General features: G+C 38.6%; 31 protein-coding genes. All 31 read left to right on the top strand.

Annotated features, from left to right (window positions below):
- The first annotated feature begins 71 nt into the window (after positions 1–71).
- The 31 genes from sucD (at position 72) to flhB (ending at position 26,047) form a co-directional block, all read left to right on the top strand.
- Entirely contained in the window at positions 72–974 is a 903-nt protein-coding gene (gene sucD, locus G6R02_RS09605; protein ID WP_164669008.1) for a succinate--CoA ligase subunit alpha, read from the top strand.
- A 68-nt stretch (positions 975–1,042) separates the two neighbouring features.
- Positions 1,043–1,942: a DNA-processing protein DprA gene (gene dprA, locus G6R02_RS09600; protein ID WP_164669007.1), complete on the top strand. Its 900-nt coding sequence runs from the start codon at positions 1,043–1,045 to the stop codon at positions 1,940–1,942.
- A 102-nt stretch (positions 1,943–2,044) separates the two neighbouring features.
- Positions 2,045–4,123: a type I DNA topoisomerase gene (gene topA, locus G6R02_RS09595; protein WP_164669006.1), complete on the top strand. Its 2,079-nt coding sequence runs from the start codon at positions 2,045–2,047 to the stop codon at positions 4,121–4,123.
- A 71-nt stretch (positions 4,124–4,194) separates the two neighbouring features.
- Positions 4,195–4,509 carry a hypothetical protein gene (locus G6R02_RS09590; RefSeq protein ID WP_164669005.1) on the top strand — a complete coding sequence of 105 codons (315 nt, stop codon included), beginning with the start codon at positions 4,195–4,197 and terminating at the stop codon, positions 4,507–4,509.
- Between the two features lie 259 nt (positions 4,510–4,768).
- Positions 4,769–5,689, top strand: a complete 921-nt coding sequence (xerC, locus tag G6R02_RS09585; RefSeq protein ID WP_164669004.1) for a tyrosine recombinase XerC — start codon at positions 4,769–4,771, stop codon at positions 5,687–5,689.
- Positions 5,690–5,703: 14 nt separating this feature from the next.
- The gene (hslV, locus tag G6R02_RS09580) at positions 5,704–6,249 is read left to right on the top strand and encodes an ATP-dependent protease subunit HslV (RefSeq protein WP_164669003.1); all 546 of its coding nucleotides are present in this window, start codon (positions 5,704–5,706) and stop codon (positions 6,247–6,249) included.
- A 20-nt stretch (positions 6,250–6,269) separates the two neighbouring features.
- Entirely contained in the window at positions 6,270–7,664 is a 1,395-nt protein-coding gene (gene hslU, locus G6R02_RS09575) for an ATP-dependent protease ATPase subunit HslU (protein ID WP_164669002.1), read from the top strand.
- Positions 7,665–7,691: 27 nt separating this feature from the next.
- On the top strand, positions 7,692–8,471 hold the full coding sequence (gene codY / locus G6R02_RS09570) for a GTP-sensing pleiotropic transcriptional regulator CodY (protein WP_164669001.1): 780 nt from the start codon (positions 7,692–7,694) through the stop codon (positions 8,469–8,471).
- Between the two features lie 408 nt (positions 8,472–8,879).
- Positions 8,880–9,278, top strand: coding sequence for a flagellar basal body rod protein FlgB (gene flgB, locus G6R02_RS09565; RefSeq protein WP_164669000.1), 399 nt, complete (start codon positions 8,880–8,882; stop codon positions 9,276–9,278).
- Positions 9,279–9,280: 2 nt separating this feature from the next.
- A complete protein-coding gene (gene flgC, locus G6R02_RS09560) occupies positions 9,281–9,739 on the top strand; it encodes a flagellar basal body rod protein FlgC (RefSeq protein WP_164668999.1) in 459 nt (152 codons plus the stop codon).
- A gap of 116 nt (positions 9,740–9,855) precedes the next feature.
- The gene (gene fliE, locus G6R02_RS09555; protein ID WP_425509033.1) at positions 9,856–10,167 is read left to right on the top strand and encodes a flagellar hook-basal body complex protein FliE; all 312 of its coding nucleotides are present in this window, start codon (positions 9,856–9,858) and stop codon (positions 10,165–10,167) included.
- 119 nt (positions 10,168–10,286) lie between these two features.
- Positions 10,287–11,882: a flagellar basal-body MS-ring/collar protein FliF gene (fliF, locus tag G6R02_RS09550; RefSeq protein WP_164668997.1), complete on the top strand. Its 1,596-nt coding sequence runs from the start codon at positions 10,287–10,289 to the stop codon at positions 11,880–11,882.
- 12 nt (positions 11,883–11,894) lie between these two features.
- A complete protein-coding gene (gene fliG, locus G6R02_RS09545; protein ID WP_164668996.1) occupies positions 11,895–12,905 on the top strand; it encodes a flagellar motor switch protein FliG in 1,011 nt (336 codons plus the stop codon).
- On the top strand, positions 12,898–13,665 hold the full coding sequence (gene fliH, locus G6R02_RS09540) for a flagellar assembly protein FliH (RefSeq protein ID WP_164668995.1): 768 nt from the start codon (positions 12,898–12,900) through the stop codon (positions 13,663–13,665). The genes fliG and fliH overlap by 8 nt, the downstream gene beginning before the upstream one ends.
- Positions 13,662–14,975, top strand: a complete 1,314-nt coding sequence (fliI, locus tag G6R02_RS09535) for a flagellar protein export ATPase FliI (protein WP_164668994.1) — start codon at positions 13,662–13,664, stop codon at positions 14,973–14,975. Before fliH ends, fliI begins: the two co-directional genes overlap by 4 nt.
- The gene (fliJ, locus tag G6R02_RS09530) at positions 14,975–15,421 is read left to right on the top strand and encodes a flagellar export protein FliJ (protein ID WP_164668993.1); all 447 of its coding nucleotides are present in this window, start codon (positions 14,975–14,977) and stop codon (positions 15,419–15,421) included. Before fliI ends, fliJ begins: the two co-directional genes overlap by 1 nt.
- A 5-nt stretch (positions 15,422–15,426) precedes the next feature.
- The gene (locus tag G6R02_RS09525; RefSeq protein ID WP_164668992.1) at positions 15,427–16,029 is read left to right on the top strand and encodes a MotE family protein; all 603 of its coding nucleotides are present in this window, start codon (positions 15,427–15,429) and stop codon (positions 16,027–16,029) included.
- Between the two features lie 34 nt (positions 16,030–16,063).
- Positions 16,064–17,455, top strand: coding sequence for a flagellar hook-length control protein FliK (locus tag G6R02_RS09520; protein ID WP_164668991.1), 1,392 nt, complete (start codon positions 16,064–16,066; stop codon positions 17,453–17,455).
- Between the two features lie 9 nt (positions 17,456–17,464).
- Positions 17,465–17,968 carry a flagellar hook assembly protein FlgD gene (gene flgD / locus G6R02_RS09515; RefSeq protein ID WP_164670366.1) on the top strand — a complete coding sequence of 168 codons (504 nt, stop codon included), beginning with the start codon at positions 17,465–17,467 and terminating at the stop codon, positions 17,966–17,968.
- Between the two features lies 1 nt (position 17,969).
- The gene (locus tag G6R02_RS09510; protein WP_164668990.1) at positions 17,970–18,344 is read left to right on the top strand and encodes a TIGR02530 family flagellar biosynthesis protein; all 375 of its coding nucleotides are present in this window, start codon (positions 17,970–17,972) and stop codon (positions 18,342–18,344) included.
- Positions 18,345–18,427: 83 nt separating this feature from the next.
- Entirely contained in the window at positions 18,428–19,339 is a 912-nt protein-coding gene (flgG, locus tag G6R02_RS09505) for a flagellar basal body rod protein FlgG (protein WP_164668989.1), read from the top strand.
- A gap of 47 nt (positions 19,340–19,386) precedes the next feature.
- Positions 19,387–19,608, top strand: a complete 222-nt coding sequence (locus G6R02_RS09500; RefSeq protein ID WP_164668988.1) for a flagellar FlbD family protein — start codon at positions 19,387–19,389, stop codon at positions 19,606–19,608.
- On the top strand, positions 19,598–20,020 hold the full coding sequence (gene fliL / locus G6R02_RS09495) for a flagellar basal body-associated protein FliL (RefSeq protein WP_164668987.1): 423 nt from the start codon (positions 19,598–19,600) through the stop codon (positions 20,018–20,020). The genes G6R02_RS09500 and fliL overlap by 11 nt, the downstream gene beginning before the upstream one ends.
- Positions 20,021–20,049: 29 nt before the next feature.
- Positions 20,050–21,045: a flagellar motor switch protein FliM gene (gene fliM, locus G6R02_RS09490; protein WP_164668986.1), complete on the top strand. Its 996-nt coding sequence runs from the start codon at positions 20,050–20,052 to the stop codon at positions 21,043–21,045.
- Positions 21,035–22,168, top strand: a complete 1,134-nt coding sequence (fliY, locus tag G6R02_RS09485; RefSeq protein ID WP_164670365.1) for a flagellar motor switch phosphatase FliY — start codon at positions 21,035–21,037, stop codon at positions 22,166–22,168. The genes fliM and fliY overlap by 11 nt, the downstream gene beginning before the upstream one ends.
- A 23-nt stretch (positions 22,169–22,191) precedes the next feature.
- Positions 22,192–22,554, top strand: coding sequence for a response regulator (locus G6R02_RS09480; protein ID WP_164668985.1), 363 nt, complete (start codon positions 22,192–22,194; stop codon positions 22,552–22,554).
- A gap of 17 nt (positions 22,555–22,571) precedes the next feature.
- The gene (locus tag G6R02_RS09475; protein WP_246202539.1) at positions 22,572–23,228 is read left to right on the top strand and encodes a flagellar biosynthetic protein FliO; all 657 of its coding nucleotides are present in this window, start codon (positions 22,572–22,574) and stop codon (positions 23,226–23,228) included.
- The gene (gene fliP, locus G6R02_RS09470) at positions 23,221–23,886 is read left to right on the top strand and encodes a flagellar type III secretion system pore protein FliP (protein WP_164668984.1); all 666 of its coding nucleotides are present in this window, start codon (positions 23,221–23,223) and stop codon (positions 23,884–23,886) included. The genes G6R02_RS09475 and fliP overlap by 8 nt, the downstream gene beginning before the upstream one ends.
- Before the next feature lie 15 nt (positions 23,887–23,901).
- Positions 23,902–24,171 (top strand): flagellar biosynthesis protein FliQ, encoded by a 270-nt coding sequence (gene fliQ, locus G6R02_RS09465; protein WP_164668983.1) that lies wholly within the window; start codon positions 23,902–23,904, stop codon positions 24,169–24,171.
- 3 nt (positions 24,172–24,174) lie between these two features.
- Positions 24,175–24,954, top strand: coding sequence for a flagellar biosynthetic protein FliR (gene fliR, locus G6R02_RS09460; protein ID WP_164668982.1), 780 nt, complete (start codon positions 24,175–24,177; stop codon positions 24,952–24,954).
- Between the two features lies 1 nt (position 24,955).
- Complete coding sequence (gene flhB / locus G6R02_RS09455) at positions 24,956–26,047, top strand: flagellar biosynthesis protein FlhB (protein ID WP_164668981.1); 1,092 nt, start codon at positions 24,956–24,958, stop codon at positions 26,045–26,047.
- The last annotated feature ends 6 nt before the right edge of the window (positions 26,048–26,053 follow it).

Genomic DNA, 26,053 nt, shown 5'->3' with positions numbered 1-26,053 from the left:
TGGAAGATTCAGCTAGTTAAACACATTTTTTAACAAAACGTAAAGAGATTGCGTAGAAAGGACGGACGAAAATGAGTGTATATGTAAATAAAGATACAAAAGTAATTGTCCAGGGAATTACTGGTGGCACAGCTAAATTCCATACGAAACAAATGCTTGAATATGGTACAAAAATCGTTGGTGGTGTAACACCTAAAAAAGGTGGTACAGAAGTAGAGGGTGTCCCTGTATTCAACACAGTAAAAGAGGCTGTGGACGCAACAGGAGCCAATGCATCCGTTATTTATGTGCCTGCTCCATTTGCTGCTGACGCCATTCTGGAAGCAGTTGATGCAGAACTTGATCTTGCTATTTGTATAACCGAACATATTCCAGTTATGGATATGGTAAAGGTTAAACGATATATGGAAGGCAAGAAAACACGTCTTGTAGGACCTAACTGCCCGGGTGTTATTACAGCTGACGAATCTAAAATCGGTATTATGCCTGGATATATTCATAAAAAAGGCCATATCGGTGTTGTATCCCGTTCCGGAACCCTGACATACGAAGCAGTGCATCAATTAACTGAAGAAGGATATGGTCAAACAACGGCTGTAGGTATTGGCGGAGACCCTGTTAATGGAACGAACTTCATTGATGTTCTATCAGCATTCAATGATGATCCGGAAACAGAAGCTGTCGTTATGATTGGAGAAATTGGCGGTACTGCTGAAGAAGAAGCAGCTGAATGGGTAAAAGCCAATATGAAAAAACCTGTAGTCGGCTTCATTGGAGGTGCAACTGCACCTCCAGGAAAACGTATGGGCCATGCCGGTGCGATTATTTCAGGTGGTAAAGGTACTGCAGATGAAAAGATTCGTGTAATGAATGAATGTGGTATTAAAGTTGCCCAAACACCTGCTGAAATTGGTGAAACTATGATTGGTGTTTTGAAAGAAAACAACCTGAATGAAAAATGTAAAACTCATTAATTATATGGAAGGAACCCAAAAGCGTACGTCGTTTTTGGGTTCCACCTATATGAAAGGGGCGTTACCTATTGGAGCTAATTCGAAAACGGCTGATTCACATCCATCGATGCCGTGGTATAACACGAAGAACCATCCGAAGGTTTTTCCGCTATGATTCTACGTTAAAGTCAATCTACAATTTGTCTTCAACCGAACTTCGGCAATTTTTCTCTCTCCCTCAGCAAAATGCTTCATTATTCTACTCAGATCTCCATAACAATCAATTAAAATTGCAACTCAAAACTGATTTGAAAGTATATAAAGTGATAACTGTAGTTGACGATAACTATCCTTTTGTGTTAAAAACTATAAAAGATGCGCCATTGGTATTATATGCTATGGGAAATACTGATTTGCTGGCTGATCAGCCAATGCTTAGTGTGATTGGAACCCGCAGGCCGTCACAGGAAGCAATGTTAAAAATGAAGAAATTCGTTTTGCCGTTAATTAAACGAAATTGGATTATCGTCAGCGGAATGGCAATGGGAATTGACAGTTATTCACATCAGCTTGCATTACAAAATAATGGTAAAACAATTGCTGTGTTGGGCAGCGGATTTAATTATATTTATCCAAAACAAAATACATTTCTTTTCAAACAAATTTCCAATCATGGTCTTTTGTTGTCTGAATATCCTCCAGATATACCACCACAACGTTTTCATTTTCCCGAGCGAAACCGGATTATCAGCGGATTAAGTTTTGGAACGCTAGTAATTGAAGCTACTGAAAAAAGTGGTACACTTATTACGGTTGACCAAGCTCTTGATCAGGGGCGGGAGGTATATGCGGTCCCCGGTTCTCCACTATTGGAGCAAACAAAAGGCGTCCACAAAATGATCCAGGATGGTGCAAAACTGGTGTACGAGCCGGAAGATATTATTGAGGATTGGAAGAGCATCGGACCTAATTGGAGTATGTCAAATTAGAAACAGAATATATTAACATGTTTGACAAAAGTGTAGTAAATATTTAATATTAGTGAAGATTTCCGAATTTATAATGGTAACCTCATTTTGGGAGGAGAATACATGTCAGATTACCTCGTGATCGTGGAGTCGCCTGCAAAAGCGAAAACGATCGAACGTTATTTAGGAAAAAAATATAAAGTAAAAGCATCCATGGGACATGTTCGTGATTTACCAAAAAGTCAAACGGGTGTAGATGTAGATAATGAGTTTAAACCAAAATATATTACCATTCGCGGTAAAGGTGATGTTCTTAAAGAATTAAAATCCGCAGCGAAAAAGGCCAAAAAAGTTTATCTGGCTGCCGACCCTGATAGAGAAGGTGAAGCCATCGCCTGGCATCTAGCTCATGTTCTGGATGTAGATGAAGACTCAAAGTGTCGCGTTGTTTTTAATGAAATTACCAAAGATGCGATTAAAGATTCATTTAAAAGTCCGCGCTCGATTGATGAGGACCTGGTCGATGCCCAGCAGGCAAGGAGAATTTTAGACCGTCTCGTCGGTTATAAAATCAGCCCCTTGCTTTGGAAAAAAATTAAAAAAGGCTTGAGTGCCGGTCGGGTACAATCGGTTGCGGTAAAAATGATTATTGACCGGGAAAAAGAAATTGAGAATTTTAAACCGGAAGAATATTGGTCTATCGAAGCTAACTTTGTAAAAGATAAGGATCAATTTGAAGGTTCCTTTTATGGAATTGACGGTAAGAAACATGAGTTAAAGAAAGAACAGGACGTTAAATCCATATTAGGTAAAATGGATGGTAAGAAATTCACTGTTGACAAAGTAAATAAACGTGAGCGCAAACGAAATCCGGCAAAACCTTTTACAACATCGTCATTACAACAGGAAGCAGCTCGTAAACTGAACTTCCGTGCCAAGAAGACGATGATGGTTGCCCAGCAATTATACGAAGGTATTGATCTTGGAAAAAAATCCGGTGGTATAACCGGTTTAATTACGTATATGCGTACGGATTCAACGCGGATTTCCGATACAGCCAAACAGGAAGCAAAAGGATATATTGAAGAACAGTTTGGTAAAGAGTATCTCGGGTTTTTCAAAAAAGGTAAACAACAGCAAGGTGCACAGGATGCACACGAAGCGGTCAGACCTACATCGGCGCTGCGTGATCCGAAGTCATTGAAGGCAATTTTGTCCAGAGATCAGTACCGTTTATACAAACTGATTTGGGAACGTTTTCTGGCAAGTCAAATGGCGCCTGCAGTAATGGATACCATGACAGTACACCTTCTGAATAACGGGGTTGAATTTCGCGCTACAGGGTCTAAAATTAAATTTAAAGGATTTATGAAGGTGTACGTGGAGAGTTCTGACGATAAGAAAAAGACCGAAAACAAATTCCTGCCTGATATAAAAGAGGGAATGACTGTGGAGGCAAGTGATATTACACCTAATCAGCACTTTACACAGCCGCCGCCAAGATATACGGAAGCGCGACTAGTTCGAACACTGGAAGAGCAAGGAATTGGTCGTCCATCAACATATGCTCCTACCTTGGACACTATTCAGCGCCGGGGTTATGTCAGTATCGATAATAAACGCTTTGTACCAACTGAGTTAGGTGGAATTGTAACAGATACACTTGAAGAGTTCTTCCCGGAAATAATCAACGTTGAATTTACTGTGAAAATGGAAGAAGATCTTGACGCTATTGAGGAAGGGAAAACTGAGTGGATAGAAGTACTTAATGAATTTTATCCGGATTTCCGAAAACGGCTCGAAAAAGCGGAACAGGAAATGGAAAAAATTGAAGTCAGGGATGAACCGGCAGGCATAGATTGTGAGAATTGCGGGCATGAAATGGTATATAAAATGGGCAGGTATGGAAAGTTTTTGGCATGCTCAAACTTTCCGGAATGCCGAAATACAAAACCGATCTTAAAAGAGATTGGTGTCAAATGTCCGAAGTGTAAAGAAGGAAACGTTGTTGAACGAAAATCAAAAAAACGAAGAACGTTTTATGGATGTGACCGTTTTCCGGATTGTGATTTTGTTTCATGGGATAAACCAATTTCAAGACCATGTCCAAAATGTGAATCTATGCTGGTGGAAAAGAAAACTAAAAAAGAAACACGCATTCAATGTACAAACTGTGACTATAAAGAAAGTGCACAAAACTGACTACTCGCCATACGCGGGTAGTTTTCTTTTTGTGAAATTGGGGAATGGACAAAATGGAGGAGGTATTCGATATGGCAGAAAGTAAAAGCTATTTTGTTGCAGTAGATAAACAGGACATACAGGAAACTTCAATGCCTGATCGTGGAATCGAATACGAAATCAAAGCAACTCCGGATGAAGTCGAAGAGATTAAAGAGTTATTTGCAGCAAAAAACAAGGATGGTCGAAAAGCAATTAAGCATTTGGTTAAACCATTCGATGAATTGAGTGCTGATGAAAAGAGAAACCAATATGATGGTCATCTGATAACAATTTATCGCCGTTTATTTGAATTGGGCACGAGTGAAACAAAAAGGAAAATCAGTGAAATAGGATTGTTCAAGTAGTAGTCGTTCACAGATGAATAAAACTTTTTTGATAATTCAATTCTTGTTCATTGACTATTGAGAATGAAAAAGATATAATTACGCATTGGTAAGGTAATTCACTTGACAGTTACTGGTTATCCTGAAAAAAGCTTAAGGATAACCTTTTTATGTAATTTATTGTGTTTAATTCAGAATTTTGATACAATTTAGTTAAGTTTATTGCTTTGCGATTTATTATGTGATATGATTTATTCGCTGTTTTAGGCGAGGTGGAAAATTGAACCATTTTACAAAGTCCAGTGAAGCGTTTATCGAGTATTTACAAATAGAAAAAAACGCTTCGCAATATACCATTGAATACTACATGAATGATCTGGAAACATTTTTCACTTTTTTAAATCAGGAAGGGATTAAAAGTCTGCAGGAGGTTGATTATCAGGTAATTCGCTTGTTTTTGACTGTATTGTATGACCAAAAGTTAAGCAGAAGATCTGTATCCAGGAAAATTTCCAGCCTTAGAAGCTTCTATAAATTTTTGGAACGGGATAATCAAGTATCCGGAAATCCGTTTATCCAGGTGAAGCTTCCCAAAGCCGATAAGCCTATTCCTGGGTTTCTTTACATGGAAGAATTGGAAAAACTGTTCGAAGTCAATGACTTATCAGATCCAATTGGACAGAGAAATCAGGCAATAATTGAAACACTATATGCAACAGGAATTCGCGTTAGTGAATGCCAGGGAATGGTTTTGGATGACATTGATTTTACTATCGGCACGATGTTTATTAAAGGTAAAGGAAGAAAAGAGCGGTATATTCCATTCGGTCGTTTTGCGGAATTAGCATTGGAAACCTACATAAATGATGGAAGGAAGATACTTTTAGAAAAAGCAAAGACTCAGGCAAATTCAGTCTTTCTTAATGCCAGGGGAAATCCGTTGACTACAAGGGGATTGCGGTTGGTACTCGAAAAAATAGTCGAAAAGGCTGCCTTAACCGTACATGTACATCCACATAAATTACGTCATACATTCGCGACACATATGTTAAATGAAGGTGCTGATTTGCGTACAGTGCAAGAGTTATTGGGGCATGAAAATTTATCATCAACACAAATTTATACACATGTGACAAAAGATCGCTTGCGAAACGTGTATATGAACAGTCATCCAAGAGCGAATGATAAATATTCCGATTGAAGAGGTGATGATTAGTGTCAAGTGAAATCCATGCTACAACAATTTTTGCTATCAAGCATAACGGTCAATGTGCAATGAGTGGAGACGGTCAGGTTACACTGGGAAATGCTGTAGTTATGAAGCATAAAGCAAAAAAAGTTCGTACATTATTTAACGGGAAAGTTTTAGCAGGTTTTGCCGGGTCTGTTGCAGATGCCTTTACTTTATTTGAAAAATTTGAAGGAAAACTTGAGGCATACGACGGCAACCTTACCCGAGCATCTGTGGAATTGGCAAAAGAGTGGCGCAGTGATAAGGTTCTTCGCAAGCTGGAGGCAATGCTCATTGTTATGAACAAGGAAAATACATTTCTGGTATCGGGTACAGGAGAGGTTATTGAGCCTGATGATGGAATTCTTGCAATAGGTTCTGGTGGAAACTATGCATTGAGTGCCGGAAGGGCTTTAGTGAGATATTCAAAAGACTTGACAGCAAAAGAAATTGCACGTGCAGCTTTGGAAGTAGCGGGGGAAATATGCGTCTACACGAATGACCAAATAACGTTAGAGGTACTTGATTAATAAGGAGGCCTTCATGAATAATGAGCATTGATTATACTCCAAAACAAATTGTGGGGCAGTTAGATCAGTATATAATAGGTCAGAACAAAGCTAAGAAATCGGTTGCTGTAGCATTACGTAACCGGTACCGTCGCATAAAACTGGAAGAGACAATAAAAGACGAAATCGTTCCAAAAAACATCTTAATGATCGGTCCGACCGGCGTCGGTAAAACTGAGATAGCCCGGCGACTTGCCAAAATGGTTGGTGCACCATTTGTAAAGGTGGAAGCAACCAAATTTACAGAAGTCGGGTATGTCGGACGTGATGTAGAATCAATGGTCCGTGACCTGGTTGAAATGTCTTTACGTATGGTAAAAGAAGAAAAAATGAACGAAGTGATGGACAGGGCGGAAAAAGAAGCTAATAAAAAACTTGTTCAATTACTCGTTCCACAGGTCAAAAAACAAAACAGCATGAAAAATCCATTTGAAATGTTGTTCTCGGCCCAGGAAGACAGTAATGAAGATGAACATTCGGCGCCTGGAGATGAAGAAATCAGAAATAAACGTAAGCGGGTGGAACATCAGCTGGCTATGGGCGAATTGGAGGACCACCTTGTAACGGTAGAACTCGAGGAACTTCCGCCATCAATGTTTGATATGCTGCAAGGTTCGGGAATGGAGCAAATGGGGATGAACATGCAGGATGCCTTAGGACAGTTCATGCCTAAGAAAAAGAAAAAGCGTAAACTTCCTGTTTCTGAAGCAAGAAAAGTACTAACACAACAAGAGGCCACTAAGCTCGTGGACATGGAAGAAGCAGCCCAGGAAGCTATCGAACGGGCGGAACAATCGGGAATGTTATTTATTGACGAAATTGATAAAGTCGCCGGTAAACAGGAAAATTCCGCAAATGTATCACGTGAAGGGGTACAGCGCGACATTTTACCAATTGTTGAAGGTTCCACTGTTGTAACAAAACACGGACCAGTTAAAACAGATCATATGCTTTTCATTGCAGCAGGAGCATTCCATATGGCAAAACCTTCAGATTTAATTCCTGAACTGCAAGGAAGGTTTCCTATCAGAGTAGAACTGGAAAAGTTATCTGTAGATGATTTCAAGCTAATTTTAAAGGAACCATCAAATGCTCTATTAAAGCAATATACAGCATTACTTAAAGCAGAAGGTATAAATCTTGTTTTTACAGACGATGCTGTAAATAGACTGGCAGAAATTGCCTATCAGGTTAATCAGGAAACAGATAATATTGGTGCAAGAAGACTTCACACTATTTTAGAAAAACTTTTGGAGGATTTATCCTTTGAAGCACCGGATATTAATTTGGAAACTGTTGAAATAACTGATGATTATGTCAATAAAAAATTGAGTGACATCACAAAAAACAAAGACTTAAGTCAATTTATTCTATAAAATGAATTAATGAAATGGAGGATCATTATGGAACTATTAGATCGTGCAAGAAAAATTAATGCAATGCTGCAAAAAGCAACAGGAAAATCAGTAAACTTTAATGAAATGTCTGCATCTTTAAGAGATGTGATAAAGGGAAATATCTTCATCCTCAGCAGACGTGGTAAATTACTTGGATTTGCGATTAATCAGGAAATTGAAAATGATCGCATGAAATCCATGCTGGAAGAACGGCAATTCCCGGAAGAGTATACACAAGGGTTGTTCAATATTCATGAAACAACAGCAAACCTGGACATTGACAGTCCGTATACAGCATTCCCGGTAGAAAATCGTGAGTTGTTTAAAAATGGTCTTACCACTATTGTTCCAATTATCGGTGGTGGTGAGCGTTTGGGAACATTGGTGTTGAGCAGACTTTCAGATAGTTTTAGTGATGACGACCTGTTGCTTGCAGAATATGGATCTACGGTCGTTGGTATGGAAATTCTTCACGAGAAAACGGAAGAAATTGAATTGGAAGCAAGAAGTAAGGCTGTTGTGCAAATGGCGATCAGCTCACTGTCCTACAGTGAACTTGAAGCAATCGATCACATTTTTGAAGAATTAAATGGTAATGAAGGGTTGCTTGTAGCCAGCAAAATTGCAGACAGAGTAGGAATTACCAGATCTGTAATTGTAAATGCTTTAAGAAAGCTGGAAAGTGCCGGTGTTATCGAATCCCGCTCACTCGGTATGAAAGGTACTTACATTAAAGTATTAAATGATAAATTCCTGGTGGAACTTGAAAAACTTCGTACCAGATAAATAAATAATGAATTATAAAACGGCTATCGAGGGATAGCCGTTTTTTTAGTGAAGTTATAGCTTAGTTAACCTTAAAATTTTTATAAGGAAGCTGGTTGATACAGAAGACAAATCTCGCGGATAGCGAAGTGAATTTCCAGTTGTGGGTTGATAGCAGCAACCTTTTCAGAAAGATCCTAAAAAGATACTTTTCAGATATAAAGCACTGAAAAATTTACAATCTCGTATTAAATTTGTCAGAAAAAGTATATTTAATGAGTAAAAAGTCCTGGATATTTTTAACCAAAAACTTTTCCCAAGAAGAAAAATGTCGAAATATGATAGACTTTACCTGTCATATAAATTACAATATTCGTATACGTGATGTAATTTATGTCGGTTCTTTTAAAAAGTTTAGGGGGAATCGTAATGGAATTTTTCGGAGGAACCTTCAAAACACTTGAAGGATCGCTTGATTATGCTTCGGCTAAAAATCGGACTATTTCAAATAATATTGCAAATGTGGACACTCCGAATTACAAGGCGAAAGATGTCGTTTTTAAGAATGTCCTGAATGATGCATTGACGTCTTCCTTTGAAGCCAAGAGAACGCATTCAAAACATATACCTTTTGATAATTCTGGTACAGGGCCATCTTTCAAAACAATTACACAGAAAAACACAATGTATAATCATAATGGAAATAGTGTGGATATTGACAAAGAAATGGCTGATTTGGCAAAAAACCAAATATATTATCAAAGTTTGGTAGATCGGATTAACGGTAAATTTAGTAGTTTGCAAACGGTTATCAGGGGAGGCAGATAGAAATGTCGATATTTAATGCCATAAACACGAGTGCCAGTGCGTTAACGGCTCAGAGGCTGCGTATGGATGTCGTTTCTTCCAACATCGCAAATGCACAATCAACTAGAGCTACAATCAATGAAAATGGCGAATTCGAACCATATCGAAGGAAGATGGTTGTTATGGAGCCGACTGGACAGAGTTTTAAATCTTTTTTACATAATGCTAGTGCTAATTCGACATCGAGCCAGGGAAGCGGAGTGAAAGTATCCGAAATTGTTGAGGATGAGTCGCCATTTAAAGTGGTATATAACCCGAATCATCCGGATGCAAATGAAGCCGGATATGTTGAAATGCCGAATGTCGATCCATTAAAGGAAATGGTGGATTTGATGAGTGCAACACGTTCGTATGAAGCAAATATTACTTCGTTGAATGCGAGTAAAAACATGCTGTTAAAAGCGTTGGAAATAGGAAGATAGACGAACCAGCCATCCGGAAGTTTGAGACGGACCTGGATTATTATGCTGTAAACGAATTGTAGTAATGGAAAACTCAGTGCTTATAGAAATATAAAAGTAAAGGGGGAGTAATGATTATGAATCCTTTGGTTAGTGGAGTTTCACAACCCTTAATTCCCAATTCTGATATCAATAAAACATCAAACATAACTACACCAGGTGAAGCACAACATAATTTTGCAGAGTCATTAAAAGCGGCAATTGAACATGTCAACGATGCCCAAGTTGCTTCAGATAAGAAAACAGAAGCATTGGCAAAAGGGCAAATTGATAATCTGCATGATGTGATGATTACAGCCCAGAAAGCTAGCATAACGCTTGAAACCTCTGTCCAGATTCAAAAGAAAGTCATTGATGCATATAACCAAATTATGCGAATGCAAATATAAAAACATTACTTTTATTTAAATGAAAATAATATTCAGAAGTTTTCTGGTTGGTCCTAAGATGAACTATAAAATCAACAGTTTTTCATTTAAATAGAATTTGGAATTTGGCGGGGGAATATATGAAGGAAAAATTAATGAAATTTAAAGATACGGCTTCATCTTTTTGGACCAAGCGAACAAAAAGCCAAAAAGGTATATTTATCGGTTCGGCAGCACTGGTTGTTGTGTTGATGCTGGCTCTTTTACTTTTTTCGTTTAATTCTAAATTTGTACCGCTATACAATAATTTATCATTGCAGGAAGTTGGTCAAATAAAAGCTGAATTAGATGCAAGAGGAATCCCATATGAACTGGAAAGTGGCGGAACAACTATTACTGTGCCTGAAGGTAATGTGAACGCATTGCTCGTTGATCTTGCGGGACAGGGAATACCGAACAGCGGTAATATTGATTATTCGTTTTTCAGTGAGAATGCCTCCTGGGGTATTACTGATAATGAATTCAGCATGATAAAGCTGGATGCGATGCAAACAGAGCTGGCGAATTTAATGAAAGGTGTCGAAGGTATTAACGATGCAAAAGTAATGATCAATATGCCTGAAGAGCCGGTCTTTGTCAGTGAATCATCACAAAAAGCAAGCGCTTCTATCGTAATAAATACGCAACCAGGTTACGAATTTAAAGGGAATCAGATCAATTCCCTGTATCATTTGGTATCAAAGGCAGTACCTAATCTGCCTCCGGAAAATATCGCTATCATGAACCAGTATTTCGAATACTATGATAAAGATTCCAAAAATGGACCTGCTAACCAGGATGTATATACATATCAACAAAATGTTAAGCAGGACATCGAAAAGAATATACGGCGAAGATTACAACAGATGCTCGGAGCTATGGTTGGAAGAGACAACGTAATTGTTTCCGTCACAGCTGATGTAGATTTCACACAGGAAAATCGTGTTGAAGAGCTTGTTGAACCGGTAGATGTTGAAAATATGGAAGGGCTTCCTGTAAGTATAGAAAGAGTTCAGGAAACGTATGAAGGGAATCCGCCGGTTGGAGGAACAACAGGAACTGGTGATGAAGACATCGCAAACTATCAGGCTGCTGAAGAAGGTAATAATGGCGAATACGAGTTATCTAAAGAAACGGTTAACAATGAGTACAACCGCATTCGCAAAGAGATAGTTGAAAGCCCTTATAAGATCCGTGATTTGGGTATACAGGTAGCGGTTGATGAAATAAAAGGGAAAGAAAATGGTGAAGTTCAATATTTAACAGCACAGGAGCAGGAAACTGTGACGAACGGGATTTCATCGATATTAAATTCCATTGTCAGCACTTCAATTAATGGTGAGTATGGAGAAGTCCAGCCTGAAGAAAAGATTTCTATTGTGTTCCAGGAATTCAGTGAGAGTATAAATTCACCGCAACCGACTACACCAGTAATTCCATTATGGATGTATATTACCGGTGGTATCTTACTGGCAATCATCATAGTACTGATAATTATACTGTTCCGAAGCAGGAAAACCGAAGAAGAGGAAGCAGTGGAGGAAACAGTACCTTCAGAGCCTGGTGTGGAAGTGCCTGAAATTGGTGATAAACCAGAAACTGAATCTTCTGCTCGAAGAAAACAATTGGAAAGAATGGCGAAAGAAAAACCGGAAGAATTCGCCAAATTGCTTAGAAGTTGGATTTCGGATGATTAAGGGGGTCTTTGAATGGCTAGACAAACAGAACTTACAGGCAAACAAAAAGCAGCAATTCTCTTAATCTCCCTGGGTCCGGATGTATCAGCACAAGTTTACAAGCATTTGTCGGAGGAAGAAATTGAAAAGTTGAGTCTGGAAATTTCTTCAGTCAAAAAAGTGGAATCAGGTACGAAAGAGGATGTGCTTGATCAATTCCACCAAATTGCATTAGCACAGGATTACATTTCACAAGGTGGAATCGGCTATGCCAAAACAGTTCTTGAAAAGGCATTTGGACAACAGGAAGCAACTAGTATTATCGAACGCCTTACATCATCATTACAGGTTAGACCTTTTGATTTTGCACGCAAAGCAGATGCACAGCAGGTATTGAATTTTATTCAAAATGAACATCCGCAAACAATTGCGCTTGTATTATCCTATTTGGACTCAGAACAGGCTGGCCAGATTTTATCCGAGCTGCCGCAGGAAATGCAGGCTGAAGTCGCCAAACGAATCGCAACAATGGATTCCACCTCACCTGAAATTATCAGTCAGGTGGAACAAGTGCTGGAACGCAAAATATCTTCGTCACTCACTGAGGACTACACACAAACAGGTGGTATTCAGGCTGTCGTAGAAGTGCTGAATGGGGTTGACCGCAGTACAGAAAGAACGATACTTGATACACTCGAAATACAGGACCCTGAGTTGGCAGAAGAAATCAAAAAACGCATGTTTGTCTTTGAAGATATTGTTGTACTTGACAATCGTGCCATCCAGCGGGTTATCCGGGAAGTGGAAAATGAAGATCTCAGACTTTCACTTAAAGTTGCCAGTGATGAAGTTAAAGAAGTTGTCTTTAAAAACATGTCCCAGCGAATGGCCGAAACGTTCAAGGAAGAAATGGAATTTATGGGTCCAGTCCGTTTACGTGACGTTGAAGAAGCACAGACAAGAATTGTTGGAGCAATCCGCCGCCTCGAGGAAATTGGTGAAATTGTCATAGCCCGTGGTGGAGGTGACGACATTATTGTCTAACATTTATTCAAATCACTCAAGTACATTGAAGGCTAAACAAATAAAAGTAAGACCGATTATGGCAGATATTCAGGACAATTCTACTTCATCAGATGAATCTCAGGAAGATACACGTAACAATGTCCTGGCTGATATCGAGCAAGCAAAAGAAGAACTGCAAAAGATAAAGGAACAGCAATCAACCCTTGTCGATCAAACGAATGCTCAGATAGAAGAGGCAAAAGAAAACTGGAAAACAGAAAAACAGCAATATATCGAAGAGGCTAAAGAAACAGGTTATAAAGAAGGGTTTGAACTCGGAAAACAGGAAAGTCTTGATCAATACAAGCAGTTAATAAAGGATGCAAACAAAATTGTGGAATCCGCAACGAAAGATTATCATTCTACGATTGAACAAAGTGAAGAAACAATTTTGGAGCTTGCTGTACACGTTGCAGAAAAAATCATAAAAAAAGATTTAAGCAGCAATCCGGAAACTTTTATCACAATCGTCAATACAGCTGTCAGGGAAGTTAAAAACCAACCGAAAGTTTCCATTTTTGTACACCCGGATCATTATAATCTGGTTATGCAGCAGAAAGAGGAAATCTCCCGTCTTGCAGGAAAAGAAACAAACCTGTCTATTTACGTAAATGAGGATTTAGAGGAAGACAGTTGTTTCATTGAACATCCGTTTGGACGGATTGACTGCAGTATTGATACACAACTGGAGGAACTACGAAAAGTTCTGCTTGAAAGCAGTATGGAGAGTAGCCAATGACATTAGCAAAATATTTCGATGCAATTGATAAGGCTGATACGTTAAAACGCTATGGAATGGTTTTGCGGGTTGTAGGTCTCATGATCGAGTCACAGGGGCCGGAAGCAAATATTGGTGAAGTTTGCCTGATTCATAGCTCTAGTAATAAAAAACCTGTCCTAAGTGAAGTCGTTGGTTTTAATAAAGAAAAAATTATCCTTATGCCGTATGGGCAAGTAACCGAAATCGGACCGGGTTGTCTGGTAGAGTCCACAGGTGGGGCCTTGTCGGTAAAAATTGGACGCGGTCTGGTCGGAAAAGTGGTTGATTCACTGGGGAATAGCTTGGATAACTCGAAGCTTCCTAAAGGATTATCCAATTATTTAACCGAACAGTCACCGCCAAATCCACTATCACGCGCTCCCATCTCAGAACCGATTCAAGTGGGAGTCAAATCAATAGATTCATTATTGACGGTAGGAAAGGGACAGCGAATCGGAATTTTTGCAGGTAGTGGTGTTGGTAAAAGTACATTGCTTGGGATGATTGCCCGTAACAGCAGTGCAGATATAAATGTCATCGCCCTAATTGGAGAGCGGGGAAGGGAAGTCAGGGAGTTCCTTGAAAGTGATCTTGGCGTAGAGGGTTTGAAAAAATCTATTGTAGTGGTGGCAACGTCCGATCAACCGGCCTTAATGCGAATTAAAGGAGCATATACCGCTACAGCGATTAGTGAATACTTTCGGGACCAGGGCTTTCAGGTGAACCTGATGATGGACTCTGTTACACGGGTGGCGATGGCGCAAAGGGAAGTTGGTCTTGCTACAGGTGAACCGCCAACAACGAAGGGTTATACACCTTCTGTATTCGCCTTACTACCCAAGTTACTCGAACGAACAGGAACAAGCGAACATGGTACAATTACAGCTTTTTACACCGTACTGGTTGATGGTGATGATATGAACGAGCCTATTGCTGACACTGTACGCGGCATATTGGATGGGCATTTCATACTGGACCGGAAGCTGGCTGAGCAGGGACACTTTCCTGCGATCAACATATTAAAGTCTATCAGCAGGGTAATGCCACAAATTACCAGCAATGAGCATAGGGAAACAGCTCAGGTTATCAGGTCACTGATGGCTACATATGAAGAAAATAATGAATTAATTCAGATAGGTGCGTATAAACGGGGTACGAATCAGGAAATTGATAAAGCAATTTCATATCACCCTAAAATACAGGCGTATTTGAAACAGGATATATTTGAATATCATACGTTGGAAGATTCCATTGTTCTGATGCAAAAGCTGCTTAATGGAGGGATTTGATGGCTGGAACAGTTGCATTATCGAAAATTTTACATGTACGTGAAAGTGAAAAGAAAGATGCACAAAAAGCGTATCAACAATCCATTGATTTTTTTGAGGAAATTGCTACACAGTTATATAACCTGCTGAGAAAAAAAGAAATAGCCGAGGAATCATATGAAAGTTATCTGGGTCAAACTACGGCAATTGATAAAATCAGAGAGCAGGTTGCATATATTGAAACGTTGAATAAGCAAATTATGCAGTTGCAGCACGAGGTGCAAAACGCCAGAAATGAAATGGAAACGAAACATGGGAACTTAACCAGTGCTCATGTTGAAGTAAAGAAGTTTGAAAAGATAATTGAACATCGAAATCAGGAGAATGAAGAACTTCTTAAAAAGAATGAGAAAGCAATAATGGATGAAGCTTCGATTCAGCAATATTTAAACCAGAAAAATGGGTGAACGGTATGGCAAAAGATATAAAAAAACAAAAAGAGAAAACGAATCCGGTTTTGTGGTTTTTATTCGCAATTGTAATTCCGTTAATTGTTGCTGCAACTCTTACTGTCATCATTTTTACAGTTGCTGGAGTCGATGTGATGGGCTGGGCAAAAAATACTGGTAACAACATCCCCTTTTTATCTGAAGTGATAACCACTGAAAAGGAAAAGGATGAACAGCGATCCGAGAAGAAATATCAGGATACCATCGCAATGAAGGACGAGGAAATCGCTCAACTGGACCAGAAAGTATCCAGTCTGGAATCGACGATAAATGAACTGGAACAGGAAATCGTAAAACTCGAGAAAAATAATTCAGACGAGAGTGAAACAACTGATTCCGAGGAAACAAGTGATACTTCCGAAGACAGTTCGATCCAATCCATATCATCGTCCTTTAAGGATATGGATAATGAACAGGCGGCACAAATCATTCAAAACATGGAGCAGGGTTTATCCGTCTCCATTCTTAAAAATCTACCTAATGATGTGCGGGGCGGAATTCTGGAAGCAATGGAGCCGGAGAGTGCAGCAGAATTAACGCAGTTATTTGTAAACAGTACAGAGTGAGTTGTAAAAGAAATGCTTGAAGGGGGGTGATAAATTGAATGCGATCGGAATGATTTTTCAACAGGTTATGCTGACAAAAGGTAACTTGCCACAACATTCCAGCAAGGGTATGCCGGCAGATAAACAGACAGTTTTCCAGAATCTTATAACCAGCTTAAATGCAGGCGTTATTAAAAATAATCAAAATGAAACACAAGTAAAGATGACCCTGATAAACATGTTAATGTCTTCCAGTAAGATTAAACAGCTAGCAGGTACTGAAATATCAAAGGAACATGCAATGAAAATACTGGAAGGAATATTCAGCAGTATTGCAACAGGGCAAGGTAATTCAGCGTCAGAAGAAGCACTTAAAATTCTGGAAGATACATTTGGCAGTATTGTCATGAAACAGGATAGTCAGACAACGAAAGAAGCAGTACAAGCGCTGGCGAAGATAATGGAGAAAGTGGCTGCAGGTCAGGGAAGTAAAGCAGAAGTGTCAACTAATTCAGAAATGAATGCCACACAACTTGTTTTTTTCAATCAGGCAGCACCTGAAATAATGAATGACAAGACACTTCAAAAGCAGTTAGAAGGTTTATTAGCTAAAGCAGAAAAACTGATATCACAAATTACCGACCAAAAAAGTTTGACAAAAACTGCACCGGCATTATTGAAATTACTGGAGCAATGGAGTGCATTGGAGAAAAAGTTTAATACGCAATCAAACATGGTCCCGGGTTCATTGCAGAATAACAGTAAAGAGCAGGCAATATGGAAAGAACTTTTACAAGCGTATCAAAAAAGAAATCAGCTTGCAGTGAAACAACAGTATAATACCAGTGCAAAAGTGACAACTACCGATGTAACAAAATGGCTTCAGCATGCAGTGAGTAATCAGGCGAAAATGGATTCAACAACTGCACAGCAGTCCATGACATTTACATCATCGGTACCATTATCGAAAGTTGAACAGTATGCTATCCATATGAACCAGAACCAAACCACCCAACAAGCTGGTCAACAACTGATTGAACAGTTCCAAAAGGTGATGAAAACAAGCAGGTTTTTAACGATGCAAAACGGGACTTCACAGCTAAATATAACATTACGTCCTGAAAATCTGGGAGACATGATGGTCAAGTTAACCCAAATAAACGGGGAAATGACTGTAAAAATAATGGTTACCTCTCATGCAGCAAAGGAAATGCTTGAGGCAAATATGCATCAACTGAAAAATATGTTTTCACCACAGCAGGTAGTTGTGGAAAAACAGGAAGTAACATCACAGCAGGCTCAAAGCTACCAAAGTGAACAGGAAGAACAATCAATGGACGGACAAGACCAGGGGGATTCAAATCACTCTGAACAGAATGATGATAATCATTCGGACGAAGATTTTGAGTCACAATTTCAAAAAGCTTTAATGAATGAGAAAGTGTAGGTGAAAAAAGTGCCAACGATAGATCCGTCACTCTATTTAAGTAATCAACCATCAACTGTACGGACACCAAGCCCGGATCTGGGTAAAGATGATTTTTTGAAAATATTGATGACCCAACTGCAGCATCAGGATCCAACAAGTCCGATGAAGAACACCGAATTCATATCACAAATGGCATCATTTTCATCGCTTGAACAAATGATGAACATGACAAAATCCATCGACAGACTGGTGCAAAGTCAGACGGTATCACCAATTCTCCAATACAGCCACATGATAGGTAAGGAAGTTTCCTACCAAGCGTATGACGAGGAAACCGGCGAAAAGCTGGATATTGAAACGAGTAATGTAATTGCGGTGAGTCAACATGAAGGCTGGGCTGTTCTGGAACTTGAAAGTGGTGAAAAGATTTATGCTGATTCTATCACACAGGTAAGTGATCCAAATGCAAGTACAGCCACTGGCAAAAGTGGCGACGATTTAGGTCCGAGTCCTGATGAAGGAAGTGAGTAATATGGATCACCGTATACATCAATTAAACCAGCATCACTCTATGCCATTGCCTAATGTGAAGAAACCTGATCATAAAAGTGAAACAGCCAGCTTTAAAGATGTATTGGCCGGTGTTCAGGAACTAAAAGTCAGTAAACATGCGCAAGAAAGATTAACGGAAAGAAATATCACAATCAATGAAAAACAGTGGCAGGAAATTTCACAGAAAATGGTTGAGGCGAAACAAAAAGGTGTAACTGATTCACTTGTTCTTACAGATGATGCGGCGCTGCTGGTAAGTGCTAAAAATAATACAGTTGTAACAGCGATGAATAAAGCAGAAGCGACAAGCAGAATTTTTACAAATATTAATGGAACCATTTTAATAAACGAATAGGCTGGACCCGATTGGGAGGCCTTAAAGCTATTGACTGATTGATATAGCTTATAAGTTTATAACCAATGAAGGGGAGTAATTAAATGTTACGTTCAATGTACGCAGGTATTTCCGGAATGAAAGGATTTCAGACAAAGTTAGATGTTATTGGTAACAATATTGCCAATGTGAATACGGTAGGTTTTAAGAAAGGCCGAGTAACCTTCCAGGATATGATGAGTCAAATGTCATCAGGTGCACAGGGGCCAACCGCTACACGTGGCGGTGTTAACCCGGCACAGATTGGTTTAGGTTCACAGACAGGGTCAATCGATAACATTCATACACAAGGCTTTCGTCAGACAACAAACAGAACGCTCGATTTTCAGCTTGAGGGCGATGGGATGTTTGTTGTTGCGAGTGATATTGTAAGGGATGATCAGAATGGTTTTGTACCAAATAATACTAACGAAATCGATTTAATTAGCTTAGAAGACTCAAACGTTTCTTACACACGTGCGGGTAATTTTTATCTGGATACAAATGGAAATGTTGTGAATCCTGATGGACTATACCTTATGGGTTATGCCGCAGATGATTCAGGTAATATCCAGGAGGGGAACATTTCTGCATTAAATATCCCTGAAGATGCCCAAAGCTTTAGTGTTCAAACAAATGGTATCGTGAATTATATTGATGCAAATGGCAATAATCGAGTAGCAGGACAAGTTGCTTTAGCTAACTTTTCCAATCCCGGTGGCCTTCAAAAGGCTGGAAGCAATTTATATTTGAATACTCCCAATGCCGGATTGGTTGAAAACGATAATAATGGTTTAGTTGCCCCTGAAACAGATGGTTCAGCATCCATAGTCAGCGGTGCTCTCGAAATGTCCAATGTTGACCTTGCTTCAGCATTTACCGAGATGATTACTGCACAGCGTGGTTTCCAGGCAAATACGAGAATCATTACAACATCAGATGAAATTCTGCAGGAGCTTGTAAATCTAAAACGATAGATTAAGGGGGTAGGGAGTGCTCCCGTGTTGAGCACTCCCGCCAAACTATGATAAAGCTTACAAGGCTGAATGGGGAAGTTTTTACATTAAACGCAATTATGATTGAGCAGATTCAATCACATCCGGATACGACAATTACATTAATGAATGGTAAAAAACTTGTTGTCAGAGACGCTGAATCCGATGTTACAGCTTTAGTGACAGATTATTACCGGAAGATTGGATTAAATGGATGGTTTAATGAGGCAGGTGATGTAAATGAGCAGTAGACTGGGTAAAACAATGCTGACTTCTTTAGCAATACTTTTACTGGCAGGTGTAGCTGCGCTTATTATCGTGTTAAATTTTACAGGTGATAAAAACAGCGGCAGCGCCCAATCAATTGATGAGATTGTGGAAAACTCGTACAAGACATCAGAAATTACTACCGATTTACAAAATGGGAGTTTTGTACGAATTCAATTTCAAATTATAACGGACAGCAAGGATGCCAAGGAAGAAGTCCAAAAGCGGGAATTTCAGCTGAAAAACATTTTAATAAAAGAACTTTCCAAAATGAGTGAAGAAGATTTTAAGACAGGGTTATCCAATTTGGAAGATGTTGTTCAGTTGGAACTGAATAAGGTTATGACAGAAGGCAATATTACCGAAGTTTACACAGTTAATAAAATTTTGCAGTAGCAATTATTCTCCGATCAGGAGGTGAGGTTTTGGTGGAAGAAGTACTTTCGCAAAATGAGATTGACGCATTACTATCTGCAATATCATCCGGAGAAATGAATGCAGACGAATTAAAAAAAGAAGAAAAAGAGCAGAAGGTACGCGTGTATGATTTTAAACGGGCACTTCGGTTTTCCAAAGACCAGATCCGCAGCTTGTCCCGAATTCATGAAAACTATGCCCGACTGTTGACAACGTACTTTTCAGCGCAATTAAGGACATATGTAAACATCTCTGTTGCGTCCGTTGACCAAATACCTTATGAAGAGTTTATCCGTTCTGTTCCAAAAATGACTGTTTTAAATATTTACAGTGTTCAGCCGCTTGATGGCAGAATTTTAATGGAAGTTAACCCTAATATTGCATATGGGATGCTTGACAGGGTTCTTGGAGGAAAAGGAAGCAGTATAAACAAGGTAGAAAACTTAACAGAAATTGAGACAATGCTAATGTCCCAGCTTTTTGAAAAAGCAACAGTAAATTTGCAGGAAGCATGGTCTTCCATGATTGAAATTGATCCGATATTGGAGGATTTTGAAGTTAACCCGCAATTTCTGCAAATGGTTTCACCAAATGAAACAGTTGTTGTGGTGTCCTTAAATACAACAATCGGGGAAGCAAGCGGGATGATAAATATTTGTATACCACATATTGTGCTCGAACCAATCATACCTAAATTATCCGTACATTATTGGATGCAAACGTCTACTAAGAAAAGAGACCCGGAAGCATATGAAAAACTAACTAAAAATATTCAACTGGCAGAGGTTGAGGCGAGAACATTACTAGGAGAGACTACTATTAATGTCCAGCAACTCCTGAATTTGGGTGAGGATGATGTTATATCACTAAATCAGGCAATTGATAACCCATTAAAACTGGAAATAAATAATGAACCCAAGTTTTTGGTACAGCCCGGCAAAATTAAAAATAAGATGTCGGTGCAGGTACTCGAGGAAATAAAAGGGGGCGACAATAATGAATGACGGCATGCTTTCCCAGGATGAAATTGATGCACTATTAAAAATAGGTGAAAAAGATGATGATATGGAAAATGATGCAGGTTCTACCAAAGTAGCCGATTTTTTATCAACTATTGAGGAAGATACATTGGGTGAAATAGGTAACATTTCTTTTGGGAGTTCGGCGACAACATTGTCAACTTTATTAAATCAGAAAGTTGATATTACAACACCAGAAGTTTCTATTATCACTAAAAATGAAATATTAAATGAATTTGAGTTTGAACACGTTACCATTCAAGTTAACTATGTGGATGGTTTTAACGGACAAAATGTTCTCGTTATGAAATCAGAAGATGCTGCTGTCATTGCAGATATTATGCTTGGTGGAGATGGTACATCACCAGAGAGTGATTTGAACGAAATACATTTGAGTACTGTCCAGGAAGCAATGAATCAAATGATGGGGACGGCCGCAACCAGTATGTCGACAGTTTTTGGAAAGCGTGTTGATATTTCACCACCATCCATCAGTTTGGAGAAACCAGGGGATGAACAAGGAAATGAGTCATTAACCGATGAAAATTACTTTGTAAAGGTTTCTTTTCAATTAAAGGTTGGTAACTTAATAGATTCAAAGATTATGCAGCTCATACCGGTTCAATTTGCCAAGGAATTAGTCGATCAGCTTTTGAATACTGAAGGTGAGAAAGAAGCAGCGGTTACAGCAGAATTGGACAAACCATCGAATCAAATGGAAGAAGAATCGCCAGCAACTGAAACAGGAAATCCGCAGTATCTTGGTGACAACATAGATAAAAATAACGCTTCCATACATCAGGCATCATTCTCAGATCTTGAACAAGTGACAAACAATAAAAATAAGCAACGTAATCTTGATATGTTACTCGATATTCCTTTGAAGGTCTCAGTAGAGCTTGGACGTACGAAAAGAAGTATAAAGGATATTCTGGATTTATCATCCGGATCGGTAATTGAATTGGATAAATTAGCCGGGGAACCGGTTGATATTTTGGTTAACGGGAAACTGATTGCCAGAGGAGAGGTAGTTGTTATCGATGAAAACTTTGGTGTCAGGGTAACAGATATCATAAGCCAATCAGACCGTTTAATGAAGCTTAAATAATTATTTGTATAGGGGATGAAAGTATGGCACAACAAATTTTAATTGTAGATGATGCAGCGTTTATGCGAATGATGATAAAGGACATCTTGACTAAAAATGGTTTTGAGGTAGTTGGCGAAGCACAGGATGGTGCACAAGCGGTTGAAAAATTCAAGGAACTGACTCCTGACCTTGTGACTTTGGATATTACGATGCCGGAAATGGATGGGCTGACTGCATTAAAAGAAATAAAAAAAGTAAATGCTGATGCAAATGTCATTATGTGTTCAGCAATGGGACAACAAGCAATGGTTATTGACGCAATTCAGGCCGGGGCCAAAGACTTTATTGTCAAACCTTTTCAGGCAGACCGAGTTGTTGAAGCAATACAGAAAGCGCTGGATTAAAGAAACGGGTGGATAATGTGATACGAAGAAACATATTGGGTATTTGTCTGACAGCACTCATTATTACTACCTGCAGTTTTACGGTTGTTCAAGCAGCATCAACGAATGTAAAGGATTGTCTTGAAGGAAATGCGGACTGTTTTGATACAAATGGAACTCCTGCAAATGAAACAGAAGATGGAAATAGTGAATCGACCGGTGGAGAAAGCGGAGGTTCATTGCTTTTTACCTTAATTAAAATGGTCTTTGCATTGCTTTTAGTACTCGGACTTATTTATTTGCTCTTAAAGTTTTTAAAAAACCGGAACAAACTATTTAACCAGGTACAAGCATTGGAAAATCTGGGTGGTATATCGGTTGGCCCTAATAAGTCGGTACAATTGGTGCGAATAGGTTCCAAGGTATATGTCATTGGTGTCGGTGAAAACGTTGAAATGCTTCAGGAAATCAAAGATGAAGAGGTCAAGAGAGAAATTTTACATAATAACGATTCCAATGAAATACAACAAGCATCATTATTGACATCATTGTTTCAGAAAAACACAGATACAGATGAAAAAAATCAATCCAAAAAGGATTTCAAAAACATGTTTTCAACCGAGCTTGAAAAATTGAAGCAAAGCAGAAGTAAACTAATCAATCAACGCAAAAATAAGGAAGATAAACATGAATGAATTTATCAATATGTTTTCCAGTTCTGATCCTTCATCTATATCAACGTCTGTTAAATTATTACTTCTGCTTACCGTATTATCACTGGCACCAAGTATTTTAATATTAATGACGTGTTTTACACGGATTGTAATTGTTCTGTCTTTTGTCAGGACATCACTGGCAACACAGCAAATGCCACCAAATCAGGTGCTGATTGGATTGGCTTTATTTCTGACATTTTTCATTATGGCTCCAACGTTTAGTGAAGTATATGATGAAGCGTTGCAGCCGCTCTTTGAAGAAGAGATTACATTGGATGAGGCATATGACCGGGCAAGTGAACCGATGAAAGATTTTATGGCTAAGCATACACGTCAGAAAGACCTGGCATTGTTTTTGAATTATGCCGAAATTGAAAAGCCGGAATCGGTTCAGGATATACCGCTAACTACATTAATTCCTGCTTTTGCAATCAGTGAACTGAAAACAGCCTTCCAGATGGGCTTTATGATTTTTGTTCCATTTTTAATTATTGATATGGCAGTTGCAAGTGTGCTTATGTCAATGGGGATGATGATGCTTCCGCCAGTAATGATCTCATTACCTTTTAAAATTCTACTATTTGTTCTAGTCGATGGCTGGTATTTAATTACGCAATCACTATTACAAGGTTTCTAAGGCAGGTGTGTTTGTTTGGATAGTCAATTTGTTTTAACGTTAGCCGAAAGAGGCGTTTATGTCATTTTGCTCATTTCGGGTCCATTACTTATATTGGCATTGGCAGTTGGGCTTTTAGTCAGTATATTTCAGGCAACAACACAAATTCAGGAACAGACACTGGCCTTTATACCGAAAATTGTTGCTGTCCTGGTGGGGATCGTAGTTTTTGGACCATGGATGCTGACAAAAGTCGTTGAGTTCACCGTAGATTTATATCAAAATCTGAACCAGTTTGTAGGGTAATGTATGTTAGAACTTATTAATCTTTCAAGTATACCTGTTTTCTTACTTATATTTATACGGGTTGCAGCATTTTTTGTAACGCTGCCATTGTTTTCATATGCAACCATACCAACACCATTCAAGATTGGATTTACGTTTTTTCTGGCATTAATAATGTACTATACAGTTGATTCATCAAATGTTTCTATCGATGAAATGTATTTATTCCTTCTTCTTAAGGAAGCAATTGTCGGGCTTTTAATAGGATTACTTGCATATATCATACTTTCAGCTATCCAGATTGCCGGTGGATTTATTGATTTTCAGATGGGTTTTGCCATTGCGAATGTTATTGATCCGCAAACAGGAGCACAGAGCCCATTGACAGGACAATATTTTTATATAATTGCGCTATTATTTTTATTATCGGTTAATGGTCATCATTTATTAATAGATGGAATTTTTTATAGCTATCAACTTATTCCGATGGATGCTTTTATACCTTTTCAGGATGGCAATATAGCAGATTTTGTTATACGTACGTTTAATGAAATGTTTTTGATTGCTTTTCAGATGGCGATACCAATTGTCGGCTGTTTATTCCTGGTCGATGTAGCACTCGGGATAATAGCCAGAACGGTTCCACAATTAAACGTTTTTGTTGTCGGGCTGCCGTTAAAAATATTTGTAAGTTTTGTTGCTATCCTGTTTTTCCTGAGTTTATATATTGTTTTGGTGAAAACTCTTTTTGAAACGATGTTTGATGCGCTGCATGGATTAATGCAATTATTCGGGGGTGCTTAGCTTGCAATTAAAACTTGATTTACAATTCTTTGCAGGTTCCGAAGAGAAGACAGAAAAAGCGACCCCTAAAAAACGGCAGGATGAACGTAAAAAAGGTAAGGTAGCAAAAAGTCAGGATATCAATACTGCATTTTTATTATTCTTCTGTTTCATGTGTTTAGTTGTATTTGGCGGTTATATGAAAAATGGTTTACTTACTCTTTATCAACATACATTTAATGAATTCATTCATTGGGATGTTACCATAGAATCCGTAAGTCAGGTTTTTTTTGAGACATCTGTCGAAATGGCGAAGATACTCGCTCCTATTATGGTGATTGCAATGGTTGCCGGATTGGCTGCAAACTTTACGCAAATTGGATTTTTATTTACAACAGAACCGTTGAAGCTTGATCTGAAAAAAATTGACCCGATTCAGGGGGCAAAGAAGATATTTTCTGCAAGGGCATTAGTCGAGTTGCTGAAATCGTTATTAAAAATAGTGTTTATTGGTGTTATTACTTTTTTTGTTATTTGGATTTATAAAGATGAAATGATGATGCTTGGGTTTAAGACAGCAGAAAATGCGCTTGGTTTCTTTGGCAGAATAACGATTATTATGGGATTTGCATCAGCATTAGCATTATTATTTTTATCTGTTTTTGATTATGCATACCAAAAATATGACTTTGAAAAAAGTATAAAAATGTCAAAGAAAGATGTAAAAGATGAACATAAAAACATCGAAGGGGATCCACAAATAAAATCCAAGATTAAAGAAAAGCAGCGCCAAATGGCAACACAGCGAATGATGAGCGAGGTACCATCAGCAGATGTTGTTATTACAAACCCAACTCACTTTGCGGTCGCAATCAAATATGACGAAGATAAAGCATCCGCTCCATATGTTGTAGCTAAAGGTGCTGACCAGATAGCATTTAAAATCAGAGAAGTTGCAAAGTCAAATGATGTGGCAACCGTTGAGAACAGACAACTGGCAAGATCTTTATACGATTCGATTGAAATTGGCGACATTATACCGGAACAATTTTATCAGGCAGTAGCCGAAGTACTGGCATATGTATACAGACTGGAGAAAAAAGCAGGACAATAAGGGGAG

Source organism: Virgibacillus doumboii, assembly GCF_902806455.1.
GTDB classification, from domain to species: domain Bacteria; phylum Bacillota; class Bacilli; order Bacillales; family Amphibacillaceae; genus Lentibacillus; species Lentibacillus doumboii.
The sequence above is the reverse complement of the archived record's forward strand: the minus strand, read 5'-3'. Positions and strand labels throughout refer to the sequence as shown.